The 16,414-nt window shown below is 69.4% G+C and carries 12 protein-coding genes and 1 pseudogene; 8 read left to right on the top strand and 5 right to left on the bottom strand.

The window, feature by feature from the left end; genetic code table 11:
* Positions 1–55: 55 nt before the first annotated feature.
* Positions 56–1,681, top strand: coding sequence for a biotin carboxylase (locus tag NAMU_RS24570; RefSeq protein WP_015750037.1), 1,626 nt, complete (start codon positions 56–58; stop codon positions 1,679–1,681).
* Between the two features lie 288 nt (positions 1,682–1,969).
* Here NAMU_RS24570 and NAMU_RS24565 read toward each other — a convergent pair whose 3' ends face one another.
* Genes NAMU_RS24565 through NAMU_RS24555 form a run of 3 tightly spaced genes read right to left on the bottom strand, consistent with a single transcriptional unit; the run spans position 1,970 to position 5,669 of the window.
* The gene (locus NAMU_RS24565) at positions 1,970–3,064 is read right to left on the bottom strand and encodes a M48 family metallopeptidase (protein ID WP_015750036.1); all 1,095 of its coding nucleotides are present in this window, start codon (positions 3,062–3,064) and stop codon (positions 1,970–1,972) included.
* A 33-nt stretch (positions 3,065–3,097) separates the two neighbouring features.
* A complete protein-coding gene (locus NAMU_RS24560) occupies positions 3,098–4,285 on the bottom strand; it encodes a serine hydrolase domain-containing protein (protein WP_015750035.1) in 1,188 nt (395 codons plus the stop codon).
* Positions 4,286–4,340: 55 nt separating this feature from the next.
* A complete protein-coding gene (locus NAMU_RS24555) occupies positions 4,341–5,669 on the bottom strand; it encodes a patatin-like phospholipase family protein (RefSeq protein WP_015750034.1) in 1,329 nt (442 codons plus the stop codon).
* Between the two features lie 130 nt (positions 5,670–5,799).
* Here NAMU_RS24555 and ilvD point away from each other — a divergent pair, with 130 nt between their 5' ends.
* Entirely contained in the window at positions 5,800–7,503 is a 1,704-nt protein-coding gene (ilvD, locus tag NAMU_RS24550; protein ID WP_015750033.1) for a dihydroxy-acid dehydratase, read from the top strand.
* A 63-nt stretch (positions 7,504–7,566) separates the two neighbouring features.
* Here the strand turns inward: ilvD and NAMU_RS24545 are convergent, their stop codons facing one another.
* Together NAMU_RS24545 and NAMU_RS24540 are read right to left on the bottom strand one after the other, a co-directional pair.
* Positions 7,567–8,409: a DivIVA domain-containing protein gene (locus NAMU_RS24545; RefSeq protein WP_015750032.1), complete on the bottom strand. Its 843-nt coding sequence runs from the start codon at positions 8,407–8,409 to the stop codon at positions 7,567–7,569.
* Positions 8,410–8,446: 37 nt separating this feature from the next.
* Complete coding sequence (locus NAMU_RS24540) at positions 8,447–9,565, bottom strand: globin domain-containing protein (protein ID WP_015750031.1); 1,119 nt, start codon at positions 9,563–9,565, stop codon at positions 8,447–8,449.
* 630 nt (positions 9,566–10,195) lie between these two features.
* Between NAMU_RS24540 and NAMU_RS24535 the strand changes: the two are divergent.
* From NAMU_RS24535 to NAMU_RS24510, 6 genes and pseudogenes are all read left to right on the top strand, one after another.
* Positions 10,196–10,741, top strand: a pseudogene (locus NAMU_RS24535) (IS110 family transposase); the annotation flags it as partial.
* Between the two features lie 206 nt (positions 10,742–10,947).
* Positions 10,948–11,541 (top strand): hypothetical protein, encoded by a 594-nt coding sequence (locus NAMU_RS24530; RefSeq protein WP_015750028.1) that lies wholly within the window; start codon positions 10,948–10,950, stop codon positions 11,539–11,541.
* 108 nt (positions 11,542–11,649) lie between these two features.
* Entirely contained in the window at positions 11,650–13,119 is a 1,470-nt protein-coding gene (locus tag NAMU_RS24525; protein WP_015750027.1) for a DDE-type integrase/transposase/recombinase, read from the top strand.
* Positions 13,116–13,931 (top strand): ExeA family protein, encoded by an 816-nt coding sequence (locus tag NAMU_RS24520; protein ID WP_015750026.1) that lies wholly within the window; start codon positions 13,116–13,118, stop codon positions 13,929–13,931. The genes NAMU_RS24525 and NAMU_RS24520 overlap by 4 nt, the downstream gene beginning before the upstream one ends.
* A gap of 326 nt (positions 13,932–14,257) precedes the next feature.
* Positions 14,258–15,640 (top strand): IS256 family transposase, encoded by a 1,383-nt coding sequence (locus NAMU_RS24515; protein ID WP_407669224.1) that lies wholly within the window; start codon positions 14,258–14,260, stop codon positions 15,638–15,640.
* A 72-nt stretch (positions 15,641–15,712) separates the two neighbouring features.
* Positions 15,713–16,336 carry an IS110 family transposase gene (locus NAMU_RS24510; protein ID WP_015746762.1) on the top strand — a complete coding sequence of 208 codons (624 nt, stop codon included), beginning with the start codon at positions 15,713–15,715 and terminating at the stop codon, positions 16,334–16,336.
* The last annotated feature ends 78 nt before the right edge of the window (positions 16,337–16,414 follow it).

Raw genomic sequence — 16,414 nt, 5'->3', positions numbered from 1 at the left:
GGTCCCGTGCGCGGCCCGGTTGCCGCTGACCAGCCCGTACGCAACGATCAGGCCCATGAGTGAGCAGAGCACCCCGGGCGGGACGGCTTCCGGGTCGGCGCCCTTCGGCCAGCGGCCCCTCAAGGGAATCGCCGAGATCCGACACTTCTTCCGGACCAACACCACTCCGGTGTTCTTCATCGGAGCGACCCCGTTCAACCTGCTCGGCCTGGACCGGTGGGTGCGCAACTTCGAATACGTGACCTACTACGACGCGTGGGACGGCGCCCATCCGCGGGTGTTCACGCCGAAGGACAAGCCGTACATCGAGTTCGAGAGCGGCGAGGAGATCAACAACTACCTGCTGCAGCACCCCGAGGTGCGGGCCTACATGCAGCGCAACGGCGGCCGACCCAAGGTCGCCATGGTCTTCTTCGACGAGGAGACCGAGCGGATCTGCGCCGAGCTCGGCTACGACCTGATCCTGCCCTCGGCCGCGTTGCGCGAACACCTGGACTCCAAGATCGTCACCACCCGGCTGGGCAACGAGGCCGGCGCGCCCAGCGTGCCGAACATTCTGACCTCGGTGGACACCTGGGACGAGCTGGTCAAGGAGTGCACCGCCGCCGGCCTGGGCACCGACGTGGTGCTGCAGACCCCATACGGCGACTCCGGCAAGACCACGTTCTTCCTGACCAGCCAGGCGGACTGGGACAAGAACGCCGACGACATCGTCGGCCAGCAGCAGAAGATCATGAAGCGGATCAACAACCGCGGCATCGCGGTCGAGGCCGTGCTGACCCGGCACGGCACCGTGGTCGGGCCGTTCATGTCCGAGCTAGTCGGGCACGCCGAGCTGACCCCGTACAAGGGCGGCTGGTGCGGCAACGAGATGTACCCGGAGGTGCTGACCGGGCTGCGCCGGGAGAAGGCCACCCAGCTGGTGCGCCGGCTCGGCGACCGGCTCGCCGGGGAGGGGTACAAGGGCTTCTTCGAGGTCGACGTGCTGGTCGACCTGGACTCCGAAGAGGTCTACCTGGGCGAGCTGAACCCGCGGATCAGCGGGGCGTCCTCGATCACCAACGTCACCGCCGGCGCCTACTCGGACATGCCGCTGTTCCTGTTCCACCTGCTGGAGTTCATGGGCGTCGACTACGAGCTGGACGTCGACGAGATCAACCGCCGCTGGGAGGATCTCGCCTCGGTCGACGTCTGGTCGCAGATGGTGATCAAGGAGATCTCACCCGAGGTCGAGCTGATCACCCAGGGCGCCCGGACCGGGCAGTGGTACTTCGACGACGACGGCGAGCTGCATTTCCGCCGGGCCGCGCTGGACTGGCACCAGCTGCAGCGGGAGAGCGAGTGCTTCTTCCTGCGCATCTTCGGCGCCGGCGACTATCGCTGGAAGGGCGCCGATCTCGGCGTCCTGGTGACCAAGGGCCGCCTGCAGACCGAGGAGTCCGACGCGGTGACGACGGCCGAACCCGAGGTCGAGGCCGCGCCACCGGACCTGATCTCCGGCTCGCAGTCCGACGCGCAGCCGGTCGGCATCGAGTCCGCGCCCCAGCCGGCCGGCAAGCCCCGGCTGACCGCGCGGGCCCGCCGGCTGATCGACGCGATCCGCGACCAGTACGCGGGGGTGCCGGTCGGCGCCGAGTTCGTCGCGCCGGCCACCAGCGTCGGGGTCAAGTCCGGCGGCTGAGCCCGGGGTCGGCCGCCCCTGACGGTCGGCCGCCCTTGACGGTCCGCTGATCAAACCCGCGCCGAATCGGGCAGATGGCCGGCGTCGGCGCGGGAAAGATCAGCGAACCGTGGCGGGCCGGGCCGGTTCGCGGAGGAAACCCGCGCCGAATCGGGCAGATCGCCAGCATCGGCGCGGGAAAGATCAGCGAACCGGGCCGGGCCGGTTCGCGGAGGAAACCCGCGCCGAATCGGGCAGATCGCCGGCGACGGCGCGGGAAAGATCAGCGAACCAGCCCGGAGTCGGCGCTCAGGGACGCGGTGCGCCCGCCGGCCCTTCATCCGCGGACCCGTCGATGTCGGTGCCGCCCTGGTTGGCCTGCCGCCAGAGGGTGGCCAGCGCGCTGGCCACGTTCTGCCCGGCGTTCTGCGCGGCGCCGCCGAGGTTGCGGGTCGCACCGACCACCTTCTGGGTGAGCGGATCCTTGGATGTGGTCAGGTTGTCCCGGTAGCTGCGGGCGGCCGCCTTGACCTGATCGGTCACCGAGGCCTGCGGATCGTCAACCCGCAGGGGGTATTTCCCGCTCAGGATCGCCTTGTACTCGCCGTGGTCGACCCAGGACCGGATCTGGCCGGCCCGCATCACCGAGAACGGGTGCGTCTGCAGCTCGACGTTCATCAGCTTGGCCAGGCTGTCCCGGGCGTCGCCGGTCGATTCGTACTCGGCGGCCTGCTCCATGAACGCCACCGTGTCCATCTGGGCCAGCCCGGCGCCGCCGGCGATCTTCATCATCACCCGGATCGATGCGTGCGGGTCCTGCGAGACCAGCAGGCCGGCCCGGTCGCCGGACAGCTCGGACTTGCGGCTCCACTCGTACAGCGCCGCGATCAGGGCCCGCAGCGACCAGCCGCCGACCGGTAGCCAGCCGAAGTTGCCGGCGACCCGCAGCAGGTGGCCGAGCATGGTCTGGTAGACGGCGTGGCCGCTGAGCACATGGCCCAGTTCGTGCCCGATCACCACCCGCAGCTCCTCGTGCTCCATCAGGTCCAGCAGGCCGGTGGTCAGCACGATGAACGGCTGCTGCATGCCGATGCTGACCGCGTTGACCTCCGGGCTCTGCAGCACGTACAGCTCCGGCCGCTCCTGGGCGTCCAGGGTCAGGACGGCGTCGGTGAGCAGGCGATCGAGCTCGGGGAACTGCCGTTCGCCGACCCGGACCGCCGAGGCCAGGAACATCAGCCGCTGCTTGCGGCCCCGGAACAGGCCGTCCATCGTCTTGAGCAGGGTGTCGAAGCCCGGCAGGGCCCGCAGCGCGACCAGCGCGGACCGGTGGGCCGGATGCTCCCAGGCCCGGGAACTGATGCCCGGGAATCGGACGCGCCGGCGGGCGGGGGAGTTCGACATCGCTGACCTCCGTTGGTCTTCGAGTTCGTCGGGTCAGCCGAGGGTGAGCTGGAATCCGATCATGTCGATGGCCGCGAAGGTGTCCAGCAGCAGGGCCGGCTGCTGCGGCAACGGCCAGGACGACAGCTTGACCACGACGAGCTCGCGAGCCGGCTCGATCCAGATGAGCTGGCCGTGGATGCCCAGGCACAGCAACACCTCCCGGCCGCCGGGTAGCCAGAACTGGTTGCGGTAGCCGCCGCCCGGCAGCCAGGAGCCGTTGCCGGAGGCGGCGAACGTGTCCCGGGTGTCGGCCGCCCCGGCCAGGCTGTCGGTGATCCACCAGCCGGGCACCACCGGCCGTCCGTGCGCGAACCCGCCGTCCAGCAGCATCTGACCGAACCGGCCCAGGTCGCGCAGGGTGGCGGACAGGCCGCCGTCGGCGAACACCGCGCCGGCCGGGTCGACCGCCGCGTCCATGTCCTGCTCGCAGCCCAGCTTGGCCCAGATCCGGGAGGACAGCAGCTCGGTCAGCCGGCTGCCGGTGGCCCGCTCGCACACCCAGGCCAGGATGTCGGTCTCGCACGAGCGGTACTCGAACGCGGTGCCGTGCGCGCGATCGGCCCGCAGTGTCGCCAGGTAGTCGTACATCGACGTCGGCAGGTCCGGATCGGTGCGCGGTGCCCAGCCGATGACCTGCTCCAGCAGCCGCACCTCGGCGGCCGGGTCCAGGTAGGTCTCGGAGAACCGCACCCCCGAGCGCATGTCCAGCACGTCCTGCACGGTGGCCCCGCGGTACCCGGACCCGGCCAGTTCGGGCACGTACGCGTCCACCGCGGTGAGCACGTCGATCGCGCCCTCGTCGGCCAGGATGCCGACCAGGGCGCCGACCACCGACTTGGAGACCGACATCAGGATGTGCGGGCGGTCCGCCGGCATGCCCTCGGGGTACTGCTCGGTGACCACCTGGCCGCGGTGCAGCACCAGGAAACCGTCGGTGTAGGTGTCGGCGATGACGTCGGCCACCGTCGACCAGTTGCCCTCGAGTCGCCACACCGCCTGCTCGGGGTCGAACCCGCCGGCCATCGGCAGCGGCGTGGCCGTCGTGCCGCCGCGGGACACCCGGGCGGTCGGCACGACCTCGCGGACGTGCTGGAACGACCAGCGGTTGGCGGGCGCGTTCTGCCAGGTGGCGAGCGACCAACGGTCGGCCGGGCGCGGCGGAAAGCCGATCATGGTCATGGGGGTGCTGACTCCAGGGCGAAGTGGTTCCGGGGGGACGGGGCGGGCGGTGCCCTCACTCCTCCAGCGGGTCGAGCGGGAACATGTCGAAGGTACCCAGCGAGAACCGGACCACCTTGCCGTCGCGGAAGTCGGCGGCGGCCGTGCCCTCGACCTTCACCCCGGTCGACGGATCGGTGGAGCGGATGCGCCACTTGGCGTGGTTGCGCTTGACGATCTGCTTGCGGTTGTGGTCGATCGTCACCCCGGCCGCCAGCCGGTCGGTCAGGTACTCGCGACGGGCGGCCGGGTCGCGGGTCGGCGCCAGCTCGCTGAACGGGCTGGACGAGGCGATCAGTGCGTCCGGGGCGAAGAAGTCCAGCACGGTCTCCAGCTCGCCCGCGTCCCAGGCGTTCTCGAAGCGCAACGCGGCCAGGAATTCGCCGGCCTGCTCCTCGCCCTGGGCGATCAGCTCGCGCAGGAAGGCCGGATCCCGGTTGAGCTTGGAGGCGTAGCCCAGCCGCTCGGAGGACGGCGGCCGGTTCATCTCCAGGATCCGCACGGTGACCGGGCGGTACCGCTCGCTGCGCAGCAGGCCGCGTTCGATCATCGAGTCCATCTGTTCGATGAAGTTCAACTCCTGGTACAGCGAGAGATTGCCGCCCAGTTCGTTGCGGCGGTCCTCGATCTCCAGCACGCTGGTCGGCTCGGTGACCCGTTCGGTCGGGTTGATCTGGATGACCCAGATCTCGTCGGGCTCGCAGTAGAGCAGGTCGCCGATCGGCGGGTTCTGCGAGAACAGCCCGTCCCAGTACAGGTGGCCGTCGACCGGCACCGACCGGAACAGGTTGGGGATGGCGGCCGAGGCCAGGACCGCGTCGGCGCTGATCTCCCCCTCGTGGCTGTTGAACGCCTTGAATGAGCCGGAGAGCACGTCGACCGCGCCCAGCAGCAGCAGCGGCGCCTGCTCGCCGGCGTCGGCCGCGAGCTGTCCGATGGCGGTGAAGTCCAGGGCGTCCTCGAGCAGCGAGCGCAGGTGGTCCAGCGACATCGTCGAGGTCGGCGTGGAGTAGGGGCTGATCGCCGGTGCGGCGACGTAGTGCGAGAGCCGGGAGGCGGCCAGGATCAGATCGTTGACGACCTTCTCCGCCGGCGAAGCGGCCGAGTTCGCCGCCCAGAACGAGGCCAGCCGCCGCCGGGCGTCCTCCGGCCGCTTCTCCAGCAACGCCGACCAGGCCAGCAACGCGCAGATCGCGCCGCCGGAGGTCCCGGACAGACCCTTGACCTCGACCTCGCGCAGCGCGTCGTCCTCGAGCCAGCGGCTGAGCACGCCGGCGGTGAAGGCGGTGTGGCTGCCACCTCCCTGACAGGCAATGGCGATGGTGACCGGAGGCTGGTTCGCCATGGGGCGCACCCTTCGAAAGAGGTAAGAACTGTGGGTCGAGGGTAATTGGCCGATCGGCCACCCCCTGACGTGCAGTGTCGCGATGTGAGCGAGTTCTCCTGGGCGAGCCCGCCGAAGTAGGGTCGAGCCCATGAGCGAGACCGCCGCCGACGCCGCAGGAAAGCAGCACCGCAAGCCGCACAGCCACATCGTCACCGACGGCATCGAGCGGGCTCCGGCCCGCGGCATGCTGCGGGCGGTGGGCATGGGCGACGACGACTGGCGCAAGCCGCAGATCGGCGTCGCCAGTTCCTGGAACGAGATCACCCCGTGCAACATGTCCCTGGACCGGCTGGCCAAGGCGGCCAAGCAGGGCGTGCACGAGGCCGACGGCTACCCGCTGGAGTTCGGCACCATCTCGGTGTCCGACGGCATCTCCATGGGCCACGGCGGCATGCACTACTCGCTGGTCAGCCGTGAGGTCATCGCCGACTCGGTGGAGACGGTCTTCCGGGCCGAGCAGCTCGACGGCGGGGTGCTGCTGGCCGGCTGCGACAAGTCCGAGCCCGGCATGCTGATGGCCGCGGCCCGCCTGGACATCGCGGCCGTGTTCCTCTACGCCGGCTCGACCCTGCCCGGTCAGCTCGACGGCGAGACCGTCACCATCATCGACGCCTTCGAAGGCGTCGGCGCCTGCCTGGCCGGCAAGATCAGCCGGGAGCGGCTGACCGAGATCGAGAAGGCCATCTGTCCGGGCGAGGGCGCCTGCGGCGGCATGTACACGGCCAACACGATGGCCAGCGTGGCCGAGGCGCTGGGCATGTCGCTGCCCGGCAGCGCCGCGCCGCCCGCCCCGGACGCGCGCCGGGACACCTACGCGATCCGCAGCGGGCAGGCCGTCGTCGCCCTCATCGACGCCGGCATCACCTCGCGCGACATCCTGACCAAGAAGGCGTTCGAGAACGCGATCACGGTGCTGATGGCGCTGGGCGGGTCGACGAACGCGGTGCTGCACCTGATGGCCATCGCGCACGAGGCCAAGGTCGACCTGGCCCTGGAGGACTTCAACCGGATCGGCGAGCGGACCCCGCACCTGGCCGATGTCAAGCCGTTCGGCCGCTACGTGATGACCGACGTGGACCGCATCGGCGGGGTGCCGGTGGTGATGAAGGCGCTGCTGGACGCGGGCCTGCTGCACGGGGACACGCTGACCGTCACCGGCAAGACGATGGCCGAGAACCTGGCCGAGCTGAACCCGCCGGAGCTGGACGGCGACGTGCTGCGCAAGCTGTCCAATCCGATCCACACCACCGGCGGGATCACCATCCTGCACGGCTCGCTGGCCCCGGAGGGCGCGGTGATCAAGAGCGCCGGGATCGAGTACGCCGAGTTCACCGGCCCGGCCCGGGTGTTCGACGGCGAGGCCGGGGTGCTCGAGGCGGTCACCAACGGCACGCTGGGCAAGGGCGACGTCATCGTCATCCGCTGGGAGGGCCCCAAGGGCGGCCCGGGGATGCGCGAGATGCTCGCCGTCACCGGCGCGATCAAGGGTGCCGGCCTGGGCAAGGACGTCCTGCTGCTCACCGACGGCCGGTTCTCCGGCGGCACCACCGGCCCCTGCATCGGGCACATCGCCCCGGAGGCAGCGCACGGCGGGCCGATCGCGCTGGTGCAGGAGGGTGATCAGATCCGGCTCGACCTGGCCGCCAAGACCCTGGACCTGCTGGTCGACGAGGCCGAGCTGGAGCGACGCCGGGCCGATTGGGAGCCCCGCGAGCAGAACCTGAACTTCGGGGTCGCCGGCAAGTACGCCAAGCTGGTCGGCTCGGCCGCCAAGGGCGCCGTCTGCTTCTGACCGGCCGCGCACCGCACGAGCCCCCGACCGCAACGGTCGGGGGCTCGTCGGAGGCGGGCGGGGCTAGCGGTCGCGGTAGACGTCGACCTGCTCGTAGTACTGCTCCTGGTAGACCGGCTCGGGCTGCGGCGGCAACGCCGGCAGGCCGCGGCGGACCGGGTTCAGGCCGGCCACCTTGATCGTCTTGGCCGGCGCCTTGCTGCCCGAGCGGGCCGCCCGCTTCACCTTGCGGGCGTTGGCGGTGGCCGCCGACGCGGCCTCCGCGGCGATCGGGTGGGCCTTGCCGTACTCGTCGGTGACGTGGTCCAGCAGCCCCTCCAGGAACGTCTGGATCTGCACCCGGGTGGTGTCCCGCAGCGTGCGCAGGTAGGCGGTCTGCTGGTCGAGCTCGGTCTGCACGGATTCGGAGTTCAGGTTCATCCGCTCGACCCGGCTGGTCGCCTCACGCTCGATCGCCTCGGCCCGGCTCAGCGCCTCCTCGTAGACGTGGCGAGCCTTGTCCTCGGTCTCCTGCTCCAGGGTCGCGGCGTTCTTGCGGGTGTCCTCGTACAGCTCGCGGGCCTCGGCCATCACCTTGGCGCTGTACTCGTCCGCCTGGGCCACGGTCTTATCGGCGGTCTGCTGCGCGGTGATCAGCACGCTCATGGCCTGCGCGACCTCGTTGCTGCGGCTGTCCCGGTCGATGCGTTCCTGCAACTCGGCGATCTGCGACTGGTACTGGGCGGCCACGTCGTCGATCCGGGCCCGGAGCCGGTCGACGACCTGGGCGCAGCGCACGACGAACGAGTCGACCTCGTGCTGGTCGTATCCGCGGCCGAACCCCTTCGAGGTGCCGAACGTGACCGTCTGCAGGTCCGCGCCGGTGACCGCATCGAGGTTTCGAAGCCCGGAGGTCGAGTCCGTCATGGGTTTCTCCTTCTGATCGACCGGTGCTCGGTCGCCGTCACGCGTCGCCGAAATCCTCGAACTTGATCTGATTCTCCGGTACGCCGGAGGCGATAAGGGTGGCGACGGTGAACTTCACCATCGCGGGCGAGCCACAGACCATCACGTCGTGCGACGACCAGTCGCCGGCGTTGGCGACCACCTTACCGACCACGCCGCGGGGGCCCTTCCAGCGAATGTCGTCGGAAATGGCGATCACCACGGTCAGCCAGGGGTACCGCTCGGCGAGCAGATCCAGGTCCTTGCGGTCGTAGATCTCGCGGACCGACCGCGCCCCGAAGTACAGGTGGGTCGGCCGGCCGCCGTCGCGGGCCAGCTGGTCGATGACGGCCTTGAGCGGGGCCAGCCCGGTACTGCCGCCGACCAGCAGCAGCGGCCGGCGCGACGCCGGGTCGAGCACCATCTGGCCGAAGGGCGGGCCCAGCCGCAGCTTGTCGCCGGGGGCGGCGCTGCGGACCAGGGCGGTGGACACCGGGCCGCCGTCGATCAACCGGACGTGCAGCTCGATCTCCAGGCCGCCGGGGGCGTTCGCCGGCGTGTACAGGCGCCATTCGCGGGGTCGCAACGTGCTCGGTTCGACCGAGATGGACTGGCCGGCGACGTAGGGGTGCGGGGTCTCGGTGCGGACCTTGAGCACGGCCAGGTCGAACGTGCGCAGGTCGACCTCGGTGATGTCGGCGTCCCACCAGGCCGGCTCGGACGCGTCCACCTTCTCGGCCGCGCCGGACATGGTGGCCGCGACCAGGCCGTAGGCGGCGGCCCAGTCGTCGTGCAGCTTCTCGGTCCAGGAATCGCCGCTGAAGTGGCGCAAGGTGGTGATCAGCGCCTCGCCGACCGCCGGGTAGTGGGCGGACAGGGCGCCGAACTTGCGGTGATCGCGGCCCAGGTCCTCCAGGTAGGGGACCAGCTCGGCGATGTTGTCCACGTTGGTGACGATGCGGACCAGGGCGCCGACCAGGCGGTCGCGCTGCTTGGCCATCGACGGCGGGAACATGTCCCGCGTCTCGGGGTAGCGCAGGAACAGGTAGCTGTAGAAGTACTGCGCGACCACGTCCGGCCCGTGCCCCGCGACCTCGCCGAAGTTCGCCTTGAGTCCGGCCGTGTCGATGTCCGCCACTACGGGTTCCTCACGCGTTCATGGTGGGACGGCTGGCTCGGCCCGCAAGCGGGCTCCGGCGCGGCGAATTCGTCACAGGCGCTCCTCGCAGCGTCGACGATTACTCGGAGCGAGCGTAACCGCAAACCGCGGCAGGATCAAAGCCCCCCTTACGCCGATCGTGTGAGGGCGGCCGCGGCGAGGCCGGAAAAACTCACCAGGGCGTGACAAGCCGCCGGGAGACGGGTCGGCCGGCGTCCGCTTCGCCCGAGTAGGCTCCACGATCGCCGCCCCATCTCAGTCGAGGCAGTCGAACCGTCATCCCCCGCCGCCCCGGCCCACCCGTCCGCGCGGATCAACGACGCAGAGCTTGTTGCCCTCTGTGGTGAGGGTGAAAGTCTGGCGGTGGCTGCCGTGTGGGCGATGCTGCTGGGGCGTCGTCTCGGTGACCCTGTGAACGTAGTTGGTGCTGTGGTTCGGTCCGTGGATCAACGTGGAGGCGCGGGACCCCTCACCACCGCGGGGACAGCGGATTGTTGCTTTGAGCACGAGTGTCAAACTCCTGACTTCCCTGGTCCCGCCCGAGACGCGCCCGGCCGGGTAACCCGCCCGGGCCGGTCGAGTGGCGTGACCGGGAGGGGTTGGACAGCTGTGGAAGTGCTGCATGAGCGCTGCGCCGGGATGGACATTTCCAAGCGTGATGTGAAGGTGTGTATCCGGGTGCCGGGCGCCCCGGGTGGCCGTTACCGGAACGAGGTCACCACGTTCGGGTCGATGACCGATCAGATCCTTGCGTTGCGGACGTTCCTGCTCGAGCAGCGAGTCACGCTGGTGGTGATGGAATCGACCGGCGACTACTGGAAGCCGTTTTACTACCTGTTAGAAGATGCACCGTTCGAGGTGATGCTGGTCAATCCGCGGCACGTCAAAGGTCTCCCTGGCCGGAAAAGGGATGTGTCGGACGCTCAGTGGTTGGCCGATCTGGCCGCCCACGGCCTGGTCCGGGGTTCGCTGGTGCCGCCACCACCGATCCGGGTGCTGCGGGACCTGACCCGCACCCATGCGGACCTGACCAGGGACCGCGCCCGCGAGTACAACCGGTTGCAGTCCGTGCTCGAAGACGCGGGTATCAAGCTGACATCTGTCGCTACCAGGATCAACGGGGTCTCGTGCCGGTTGATGCTGGAGGCATTGGTTGTTGACCACCGCCCTGGATGACGACCGCTGACCCGTGCTTCGTCATCGATGCTGCCGATGAACGTGCGGCGGCTGCTGGTGGGTTGAGTCTGGTGGTCGTCACCGTCAGTGTGACCAGCATCGGAAAATTGGACAACGGCCCTCCCGCCGACGTGTCCGGGAAGACCTGTGCGGGAGGGCCGTGCTCGGATGCACGGAGGCACCCGTTGGTCACGGTAGAGGCGGATCAGGTTCTGGTCGAGTCCCGGTTGACAGCCGGCGGGGTGCCGTGTCCGGTCTGCCCGGGGGTGCTGACCCCGTGGGGGTGGGCCCGCCGACGTGAGGTCCGTGGCGTCGGGACGCTGCAGCCCCGCCGGGCCAGGTGTTCGTTGTGCCTGGTCACGCACGTGTTGCTGCCGGTCACGGTGCTGCTGCGGCGGGCTGACGCGGCCGCGGTGATCTGGACCGCGTTGGTCGCGCGGGCGGCCGGCCACGGACACCGAACGATCGCTGCCCTGGTCGGGACGCCGACGTCGACCGCTCGTGGGTGGCTGCGCCGGATGAGCACCCGGCTCGAGCCGGTCCGGGTGCATTTCACCGTGGTCACCCGCCGGGCCGGCGTGGACCAGGCCGTCCCGGACGCGGCGGGCGACGCCTGGCGGGACGTGGTGGCCGCGGTCGCCGCGGCCTGGCTGGCGATCACGTCCCGGTTCGGGTCGGCCGGGTTGGTCGGCACGGTGACGGCCGCTCAGGTCGCCTGCGCGTCCTCGGGTGGTCGGCTCCTGTCCCCGGGCTGGCCCCGGCCGTCGACACCGTGTTGATCAACACGAGCTGCCCCTGACGCCGCGGCTGGTGGTCCGGGATCGTCGCGAAGACCCTTGCCCGGCAACACCTGCCGGGCAGCTTGAGCGGCGAAGGACGGGTGTGTGATGAGCGTGGACACGGTCAAACAACGGGAACGGGCGCAGCAGATCGCGTTGTTCCGATATCAACTGATCTGCCCGGCCCTGGAACCCGGGCTCTCGACCAAGCAACGCGGCCGGATCGTCCGGGCGATCGCCGACCGGGACCACGACGGCCCGTTCGGCGGCCGGGTCCGGTACTCACGGGAATCGTTGGACCGGTGGATCCGCCGCTACCGGGGCGGCGGGTTCGAGGCCCTGTCCCCGTCACCCCGGCAGCCCGGCGCCCGGATCGACGCCCAGGTGTTCGAGCTGGCCGCCGCCCTGAAACGGGAGAACCCGGACCGCACGGTCGCCCAGGTCGCGCGGATCCTGCGAGCCAGCACGGGTTGGTCACCGTCGGAAACGACGCTGCTACGACATTTTCACCGGCTGGACCTGATGGTCCCCGGCGGCGCCGGCCCGGCCGTGTTCGGCCGGTTCGAGGCCCCGGACTGCAACGAACGGTGGGTCGGTGACGCCCTGCACGGCCCCAGGGTCGCCGGCCGGAAAACCTACCTGTTCGCTTTCCTTGATGATCATTCACGGCTGGCCGTGGGGTACCGGTTCGGGTTCGCCGAGGACACCGTCCGACTGGCCGCGGCCCTGCAACCCGCCCTGGGCAGCCGCGGCGTCCCCGGCTCGGTCTACGTCGACAACGGGTCCGCGTTCGTCGACAACTGGCTGCTGCGGGCCTGCGCGGTGCTCGGGATCCGGCTGGTCCACTCCCGTCCCGGCCAGCCGCAGGGGCGGGGCAAGATCGAACGCTGGTTCCGCAGCGTGCGGGACCAGTTCCTCGTCGAGATCGAAGACAGCACCGCCGAGAAGGTCCGCGACGCGATCATGACCCCGGCCCAGGCGCTGCTGGAACTCAACGGATCGTTCACCGCGTGGGTCGAAGCGTCCTACCACCACCGCGTCCATTCCGAGACCGGGCAAACCCCTTTGCAACGCTGGAACGACGGGTGGCAGCGGGCCGGCCGGTCCCCGGCCATGCCGACCCCGGCCGATCTGACCGAGGCGTTCCTGTGGTCCGAACAACGGGTGGTGACCAAGACCGCGACGGTGTCGCTGCACGGCAACACCTACCAGGTCGACCAGGTCCTGGCCGGCCGGAAGGTCGAGTTGGTGTTCTCCCCGTTCGACCTGGAAACCATCCGCGTCCGCTACGACGGCCGCGATCACGGGCCGGCCGTGCCGCACCGCATCCACCGGCACACCCACCCCAAAGCGCGACCCGAAACCCCGGAGCCGGCCACTACACCGCGGACCGGGATCGACTACCTCGCGCTGGTTGCGCAGGACCACCAACAACAGATCACCACCGATCAGAAGATCAACTACCACGCCCTCTACCCCGGTGAACTGCCCGGACAGCTCAGCATCGACGACGCCCTGGCCGACATCAACACCCACGACCGACCCGACCAGGGCGAACGGCCGGGGGTGGCCGGATGAGCGTGCAACGGCTCCAGGCCCACTACGGGTTCACCCGCATGCCGTTCGGCCGGAACCTGGCCCCGGGCATGCTGCACCGGCACCGCGGACTGGGCGAAGCGATCGCCCGGATCAGCTGGTGCGTCGACCAACACGCCCTCGGCGTGATCACCGGCGAGGTCGGCGCCGGCAAGACCGTCGCCGTCCGCGCCGCCACCGCCGCCCTGGACAGCAGCCGACACGTCGTCATCTACCTGCCCAACCCCTCCGTCGGGGTCCGCGGCATGCTCCACCACATCGTCGCCGCCCTCGGCCGGACCCCGTCGTTCTACACCGCGACCCTGGCCCCGCAAGCCGCCGACGCCCTGGCCGCCGAACACGCCGAACGCGGCCGCACCCCCGTCGTGGTCATCGACGAAGCCCACCTGCTGGACAACCAGCAACTCGAAGCACTACGCATGCTGTCCAACCACGACATGGACTCCGGCAGCCCGTTCGCAGCCCTGCTCGTCGGGCAACCCACCCTGCGGCACCGGCTCCGCCTCGGGGTGCTCGCCGCCCTGGACCAACGGATCTCCGTGCGCTGCACCCTGACCGGGATGACCGACCAGGAAACCGCCGACTACCTCACCCACCACCTCAAAATCGCCGGCCGCAGCGACACCCTGTTCAGCGGCGACGCCATCACCCTGATCCACAACGCCGCCCGCGGCTACCCCCGCGCCGTCAACAACCTCGCGATCAACGCGCTGACCGCTGCGTTCGCCCGCAACCAAGCCATCGTCGACGAGAAATCCGCCCGCGCCGCGATCGCCGAAACCGGCGGCGACTAAACATCACTCCGACGACGACCACGTCACCACGACCACCACGGCCCCGCCCAGCACCACCGGGCGGGGCCTTTCAACACCCAGCCCATCGTCAACAACAACGACGCCATCATCGCCAAGAAGAGCGCCGGTCAACATTGGTCGCCGGTGAGCGTGATCCCAAGGTGCTGGCCGGGTTGGCCAAGGCTTCGCTCAAAGGCAAGCGTGAGCAGCTGACCATGGCCATGACCGGCCGGTTCACCGGCCACCACGGGGCGTGTCAGATGGTCTGTGTAGGAACCGCGATCGGATGCTGAGGCGGGTGCCTCGCGAAGGAGCGGATCATGACCATGACCGAGCAGTCCTCATCGGTGCCGTCGTCGCCGGTCGATGATGAGGTGCCGGGTCCGGCCCGGTCGACTGGTCGGCAGCTGCGGGAGTTGCTGGCCGACGACGTGTGGCTGGATGAGTTGATCGACCGCGCCGAGGCCGGCGGGGTCAGGTTGACCGGCGAGGGCGGGTTCTTGCCGGAGATGATCAAGGCTGTGCTCGAACGAGGCCTGGCCGCGGAATTGACCGGGCACCTGGGCTACGAAGCGGGCGACCCGGCTGGTCGGGGCTCGCCGAACAGTCGGAACGGGCACACCCCGAAAACGCTCTCGACCGAGGTCGGTCCGGTTCCGTTGAGCGTGCCGCGGGACCGCAAGTCGACGTTCGAGCCGCGGCTGGTGCCCAAGGGCCAACGCCGCCTGGGCGGGTTGGACGAGCAGATCATCAGCCTCTACGCCGGCGGCATGACCGTCCGCGATATCCAGGCCCATCTGGCCCGGACACTGGGCACCGAGCTGTCCCACGACACGATCAGCAAGATCACCGACGCGGTCCTGGAAGAGGTCAAGGCCTGGCAGTCCCGGCCGTTGGAAGAGCTCTACCCGATCATGTACCTGGACGCGATCGTGGTGAAGGTCCGCGACGGGCACCAGGTTCGGAACAAGAGCGCGTACATCGCCGTCGGCGTCGATATGGCCGGGATCAAGCACGTGCTGGGGATCTGGGTGCAGTCCACCGAGGGCGCCAAGTTCTGGGCCGGGGTCTGCGCCGAGCTGGCCAACCGGGGCGTCAAGGACGTGCTGATCGTGTGTTGCGACGGGCTGACCGGGCTACCCGAGGCGATCGAGGCGACCTGGCCGCGGACGACCGTCCAAACGTGTGTGGTCCACCTGATCCGGGCCTCGATGCGGTTCGTGTCCTACACCGACCGGCGGGCTGTCGTGGCCCAGCTCAAGACGATCTACACCGCCCCGACCGTGGACGCCGCCGAGACGGCGCTGTTGACGTTCGCCGAGACCGATCTGGCCCGCCGCTACCCGGCCTGCCTGCGGACCTGGCAGGACGCCTGGGACCGGTTCATCCCGTTCCTGGCGTTCCCATGGCCGGTCCGCAAGATCATCTACACCACGAACGCGATCGAGTCGTTGAACTACCAGCTCCGCAAGATCATCAAGAACCGCGGGCACTTCCCCAACGACGACGCAGTGGTCAAGCTGCTGTGGCTGGCCATCCGCGATATCGAGGACAAACGCGCCCGGGACCGGGCCGCGGAGAAGGGCAAACGAGTCGGACGCACCGCCGAGGGCCGGCTCGTCGAGGGCCAGGTCACCACCGGTTGGAAACCCGCGCTCGGTGCACTGGCCATCCAATACCCCGACCGCATCACCCCCAGGATCAGCTGACCAACCCCAACCCAAGATCAACATCGCGACTTACACAGAAAACTTGACAGCCTCAAGCGTGAGCAGCTGACCATGGCCATGACCGGCCGGTTCACCGGCCACCACGCGTTCATGCTCAAACTGCATCTACAGGTCATCGATCAGTTGACCGCGGCGATCGAGGAACTGAGCAGCCAGATCGAGGTGGTGATCGAACCCTTTCGCGGCCAGCTCCGACTCCTGATCACCATCCCCGGGGTCAGCGAACAGATCGCGGTCGTCATCATCGCCGAGACCGGTGCGGACATGAGCAAGTTCCCCACCGCCGGACACCTGGCGTCCTGGGCCGGCATCTGTCCGGGCCACCATCAATCCGCCCAGGTCAACCAGAAAGCCAGGACCAGACCCGGGAACTCCTACCTCAAAGGCGCGCTGGGCCAGGCCGCCATGTCCAGCATGCAAGTCCACGACACGTTCCTGCAGGACCGTCATCACCGCCTCAAACCACGCATCGGTGGACTGAAGACCATCGTCGCGCTCGAGCACAGCATCCTGCGCTCGATCTGGCACATGCTGGTCAGCAACCAGCCCTACCGCGAACTCGGCGCCGGATACCACCAGCGACGCCACCCCCAGAACGTCCTTCGCCGGATCACCCGCCAAGCCCAAGAACTGGGCTACGCCGCCCACTTCGAACCCCTCCCGAAAACCGCCTGACCCTCACCTGCAGCACCGCTGGAGCTCCGTCACGGACGCCCCACCCTGCACCGTGCCCTGAGAGCCGCGCGCCCTGAA

It is taken from the genome of Nakamurella multipartita DSM 44233 (assembly GCF_000024365.1).
In the GTDB taxonomy this organism is placed as follows: Bacteria; Actinomycetota; Actinomycetes; order Mycobacteriales; family Nakamurellaceae; genus Nakamurella; species Nakamurella multipartita.
This window is presented reverse-complemented; position numbering and strand designations above follow the sequence as displayed.

Excerpts from the sequence above, each read along its gene's own strand:
- NAMU_RS24520 (WP_015750026.1), top strand. The coding sequence starts at position 13,116 with ATGAGCGTGCAACGGCTCCAGGCCCACTACGGGTTCACCCGCATGCCG.
- NAMU_RS24565 (WP_015750036.1), bottom strand. The coding sequence starts at position 3,064 with ATGTCGAACTCCCCCGCCCGCCGGCGCGTCCGATTCCCGGGCATCAGT.
- NAMU_RS24545 (WP_015750032.1), bottom strand. The coding sequence starts at position 8,409 with ATGACGGACTCGACCTCCGGGCTTCGAAACCTCGATGCGGTCACCGGC.
- ilvD (WP_015750033.1), top strand. The coding sequence starts at position 5,800 with ATGAGCGAGACCGCCGCCGACGCCGCAGGAAAGCAGCACCGCAAGCCG.
- NAMU_RS24570 (WP_015750037.1), top strand. The coding sequence starts at position 56 with ATGAGTGAGCAGAGCACCCCGGGCGGGACGGCTTCCGGGTCGGCGCCC.
- NAMU_RS24555 (WP_015750034.1), bottom strand. The coding sequence starts at position 5,669 with ATGGCGAACCAGCCTCCGGTCACCATCGCCATTGCCTGTCAGGGAGGT.
- NAMU_RS24525 (WP_015750027.1), top strand. The coding sequence starts at position 11,650 with ATGAGCGTGGACACGGTCAAACAACGGGAACGGGCGCAGCAGATCGCG.
- NAMU_RS24515 (WP_407669224.1), top strand. The coding sequence starts at position 14,258 with ATGACCGAGCAGTCCTCATCGGTGCCGTCGTCGCCGGTCGATGATGAG.
- NAMU_RS24510 (WP_015746762.1), top strand. The coding sequence starts at position 15,713 with ATGGCCATGACCGGCCGGTTCACCGGCCACCACGCGTTCATGCTCAAA.
- NAMU_RS24560 (WP_015750035.1), bottom strand. The coding sequence starts at position 4,285 with ATGACCATGATCGGCTTTCCGCCGCGCCCGGCCGACCGTTGGTCGCTC.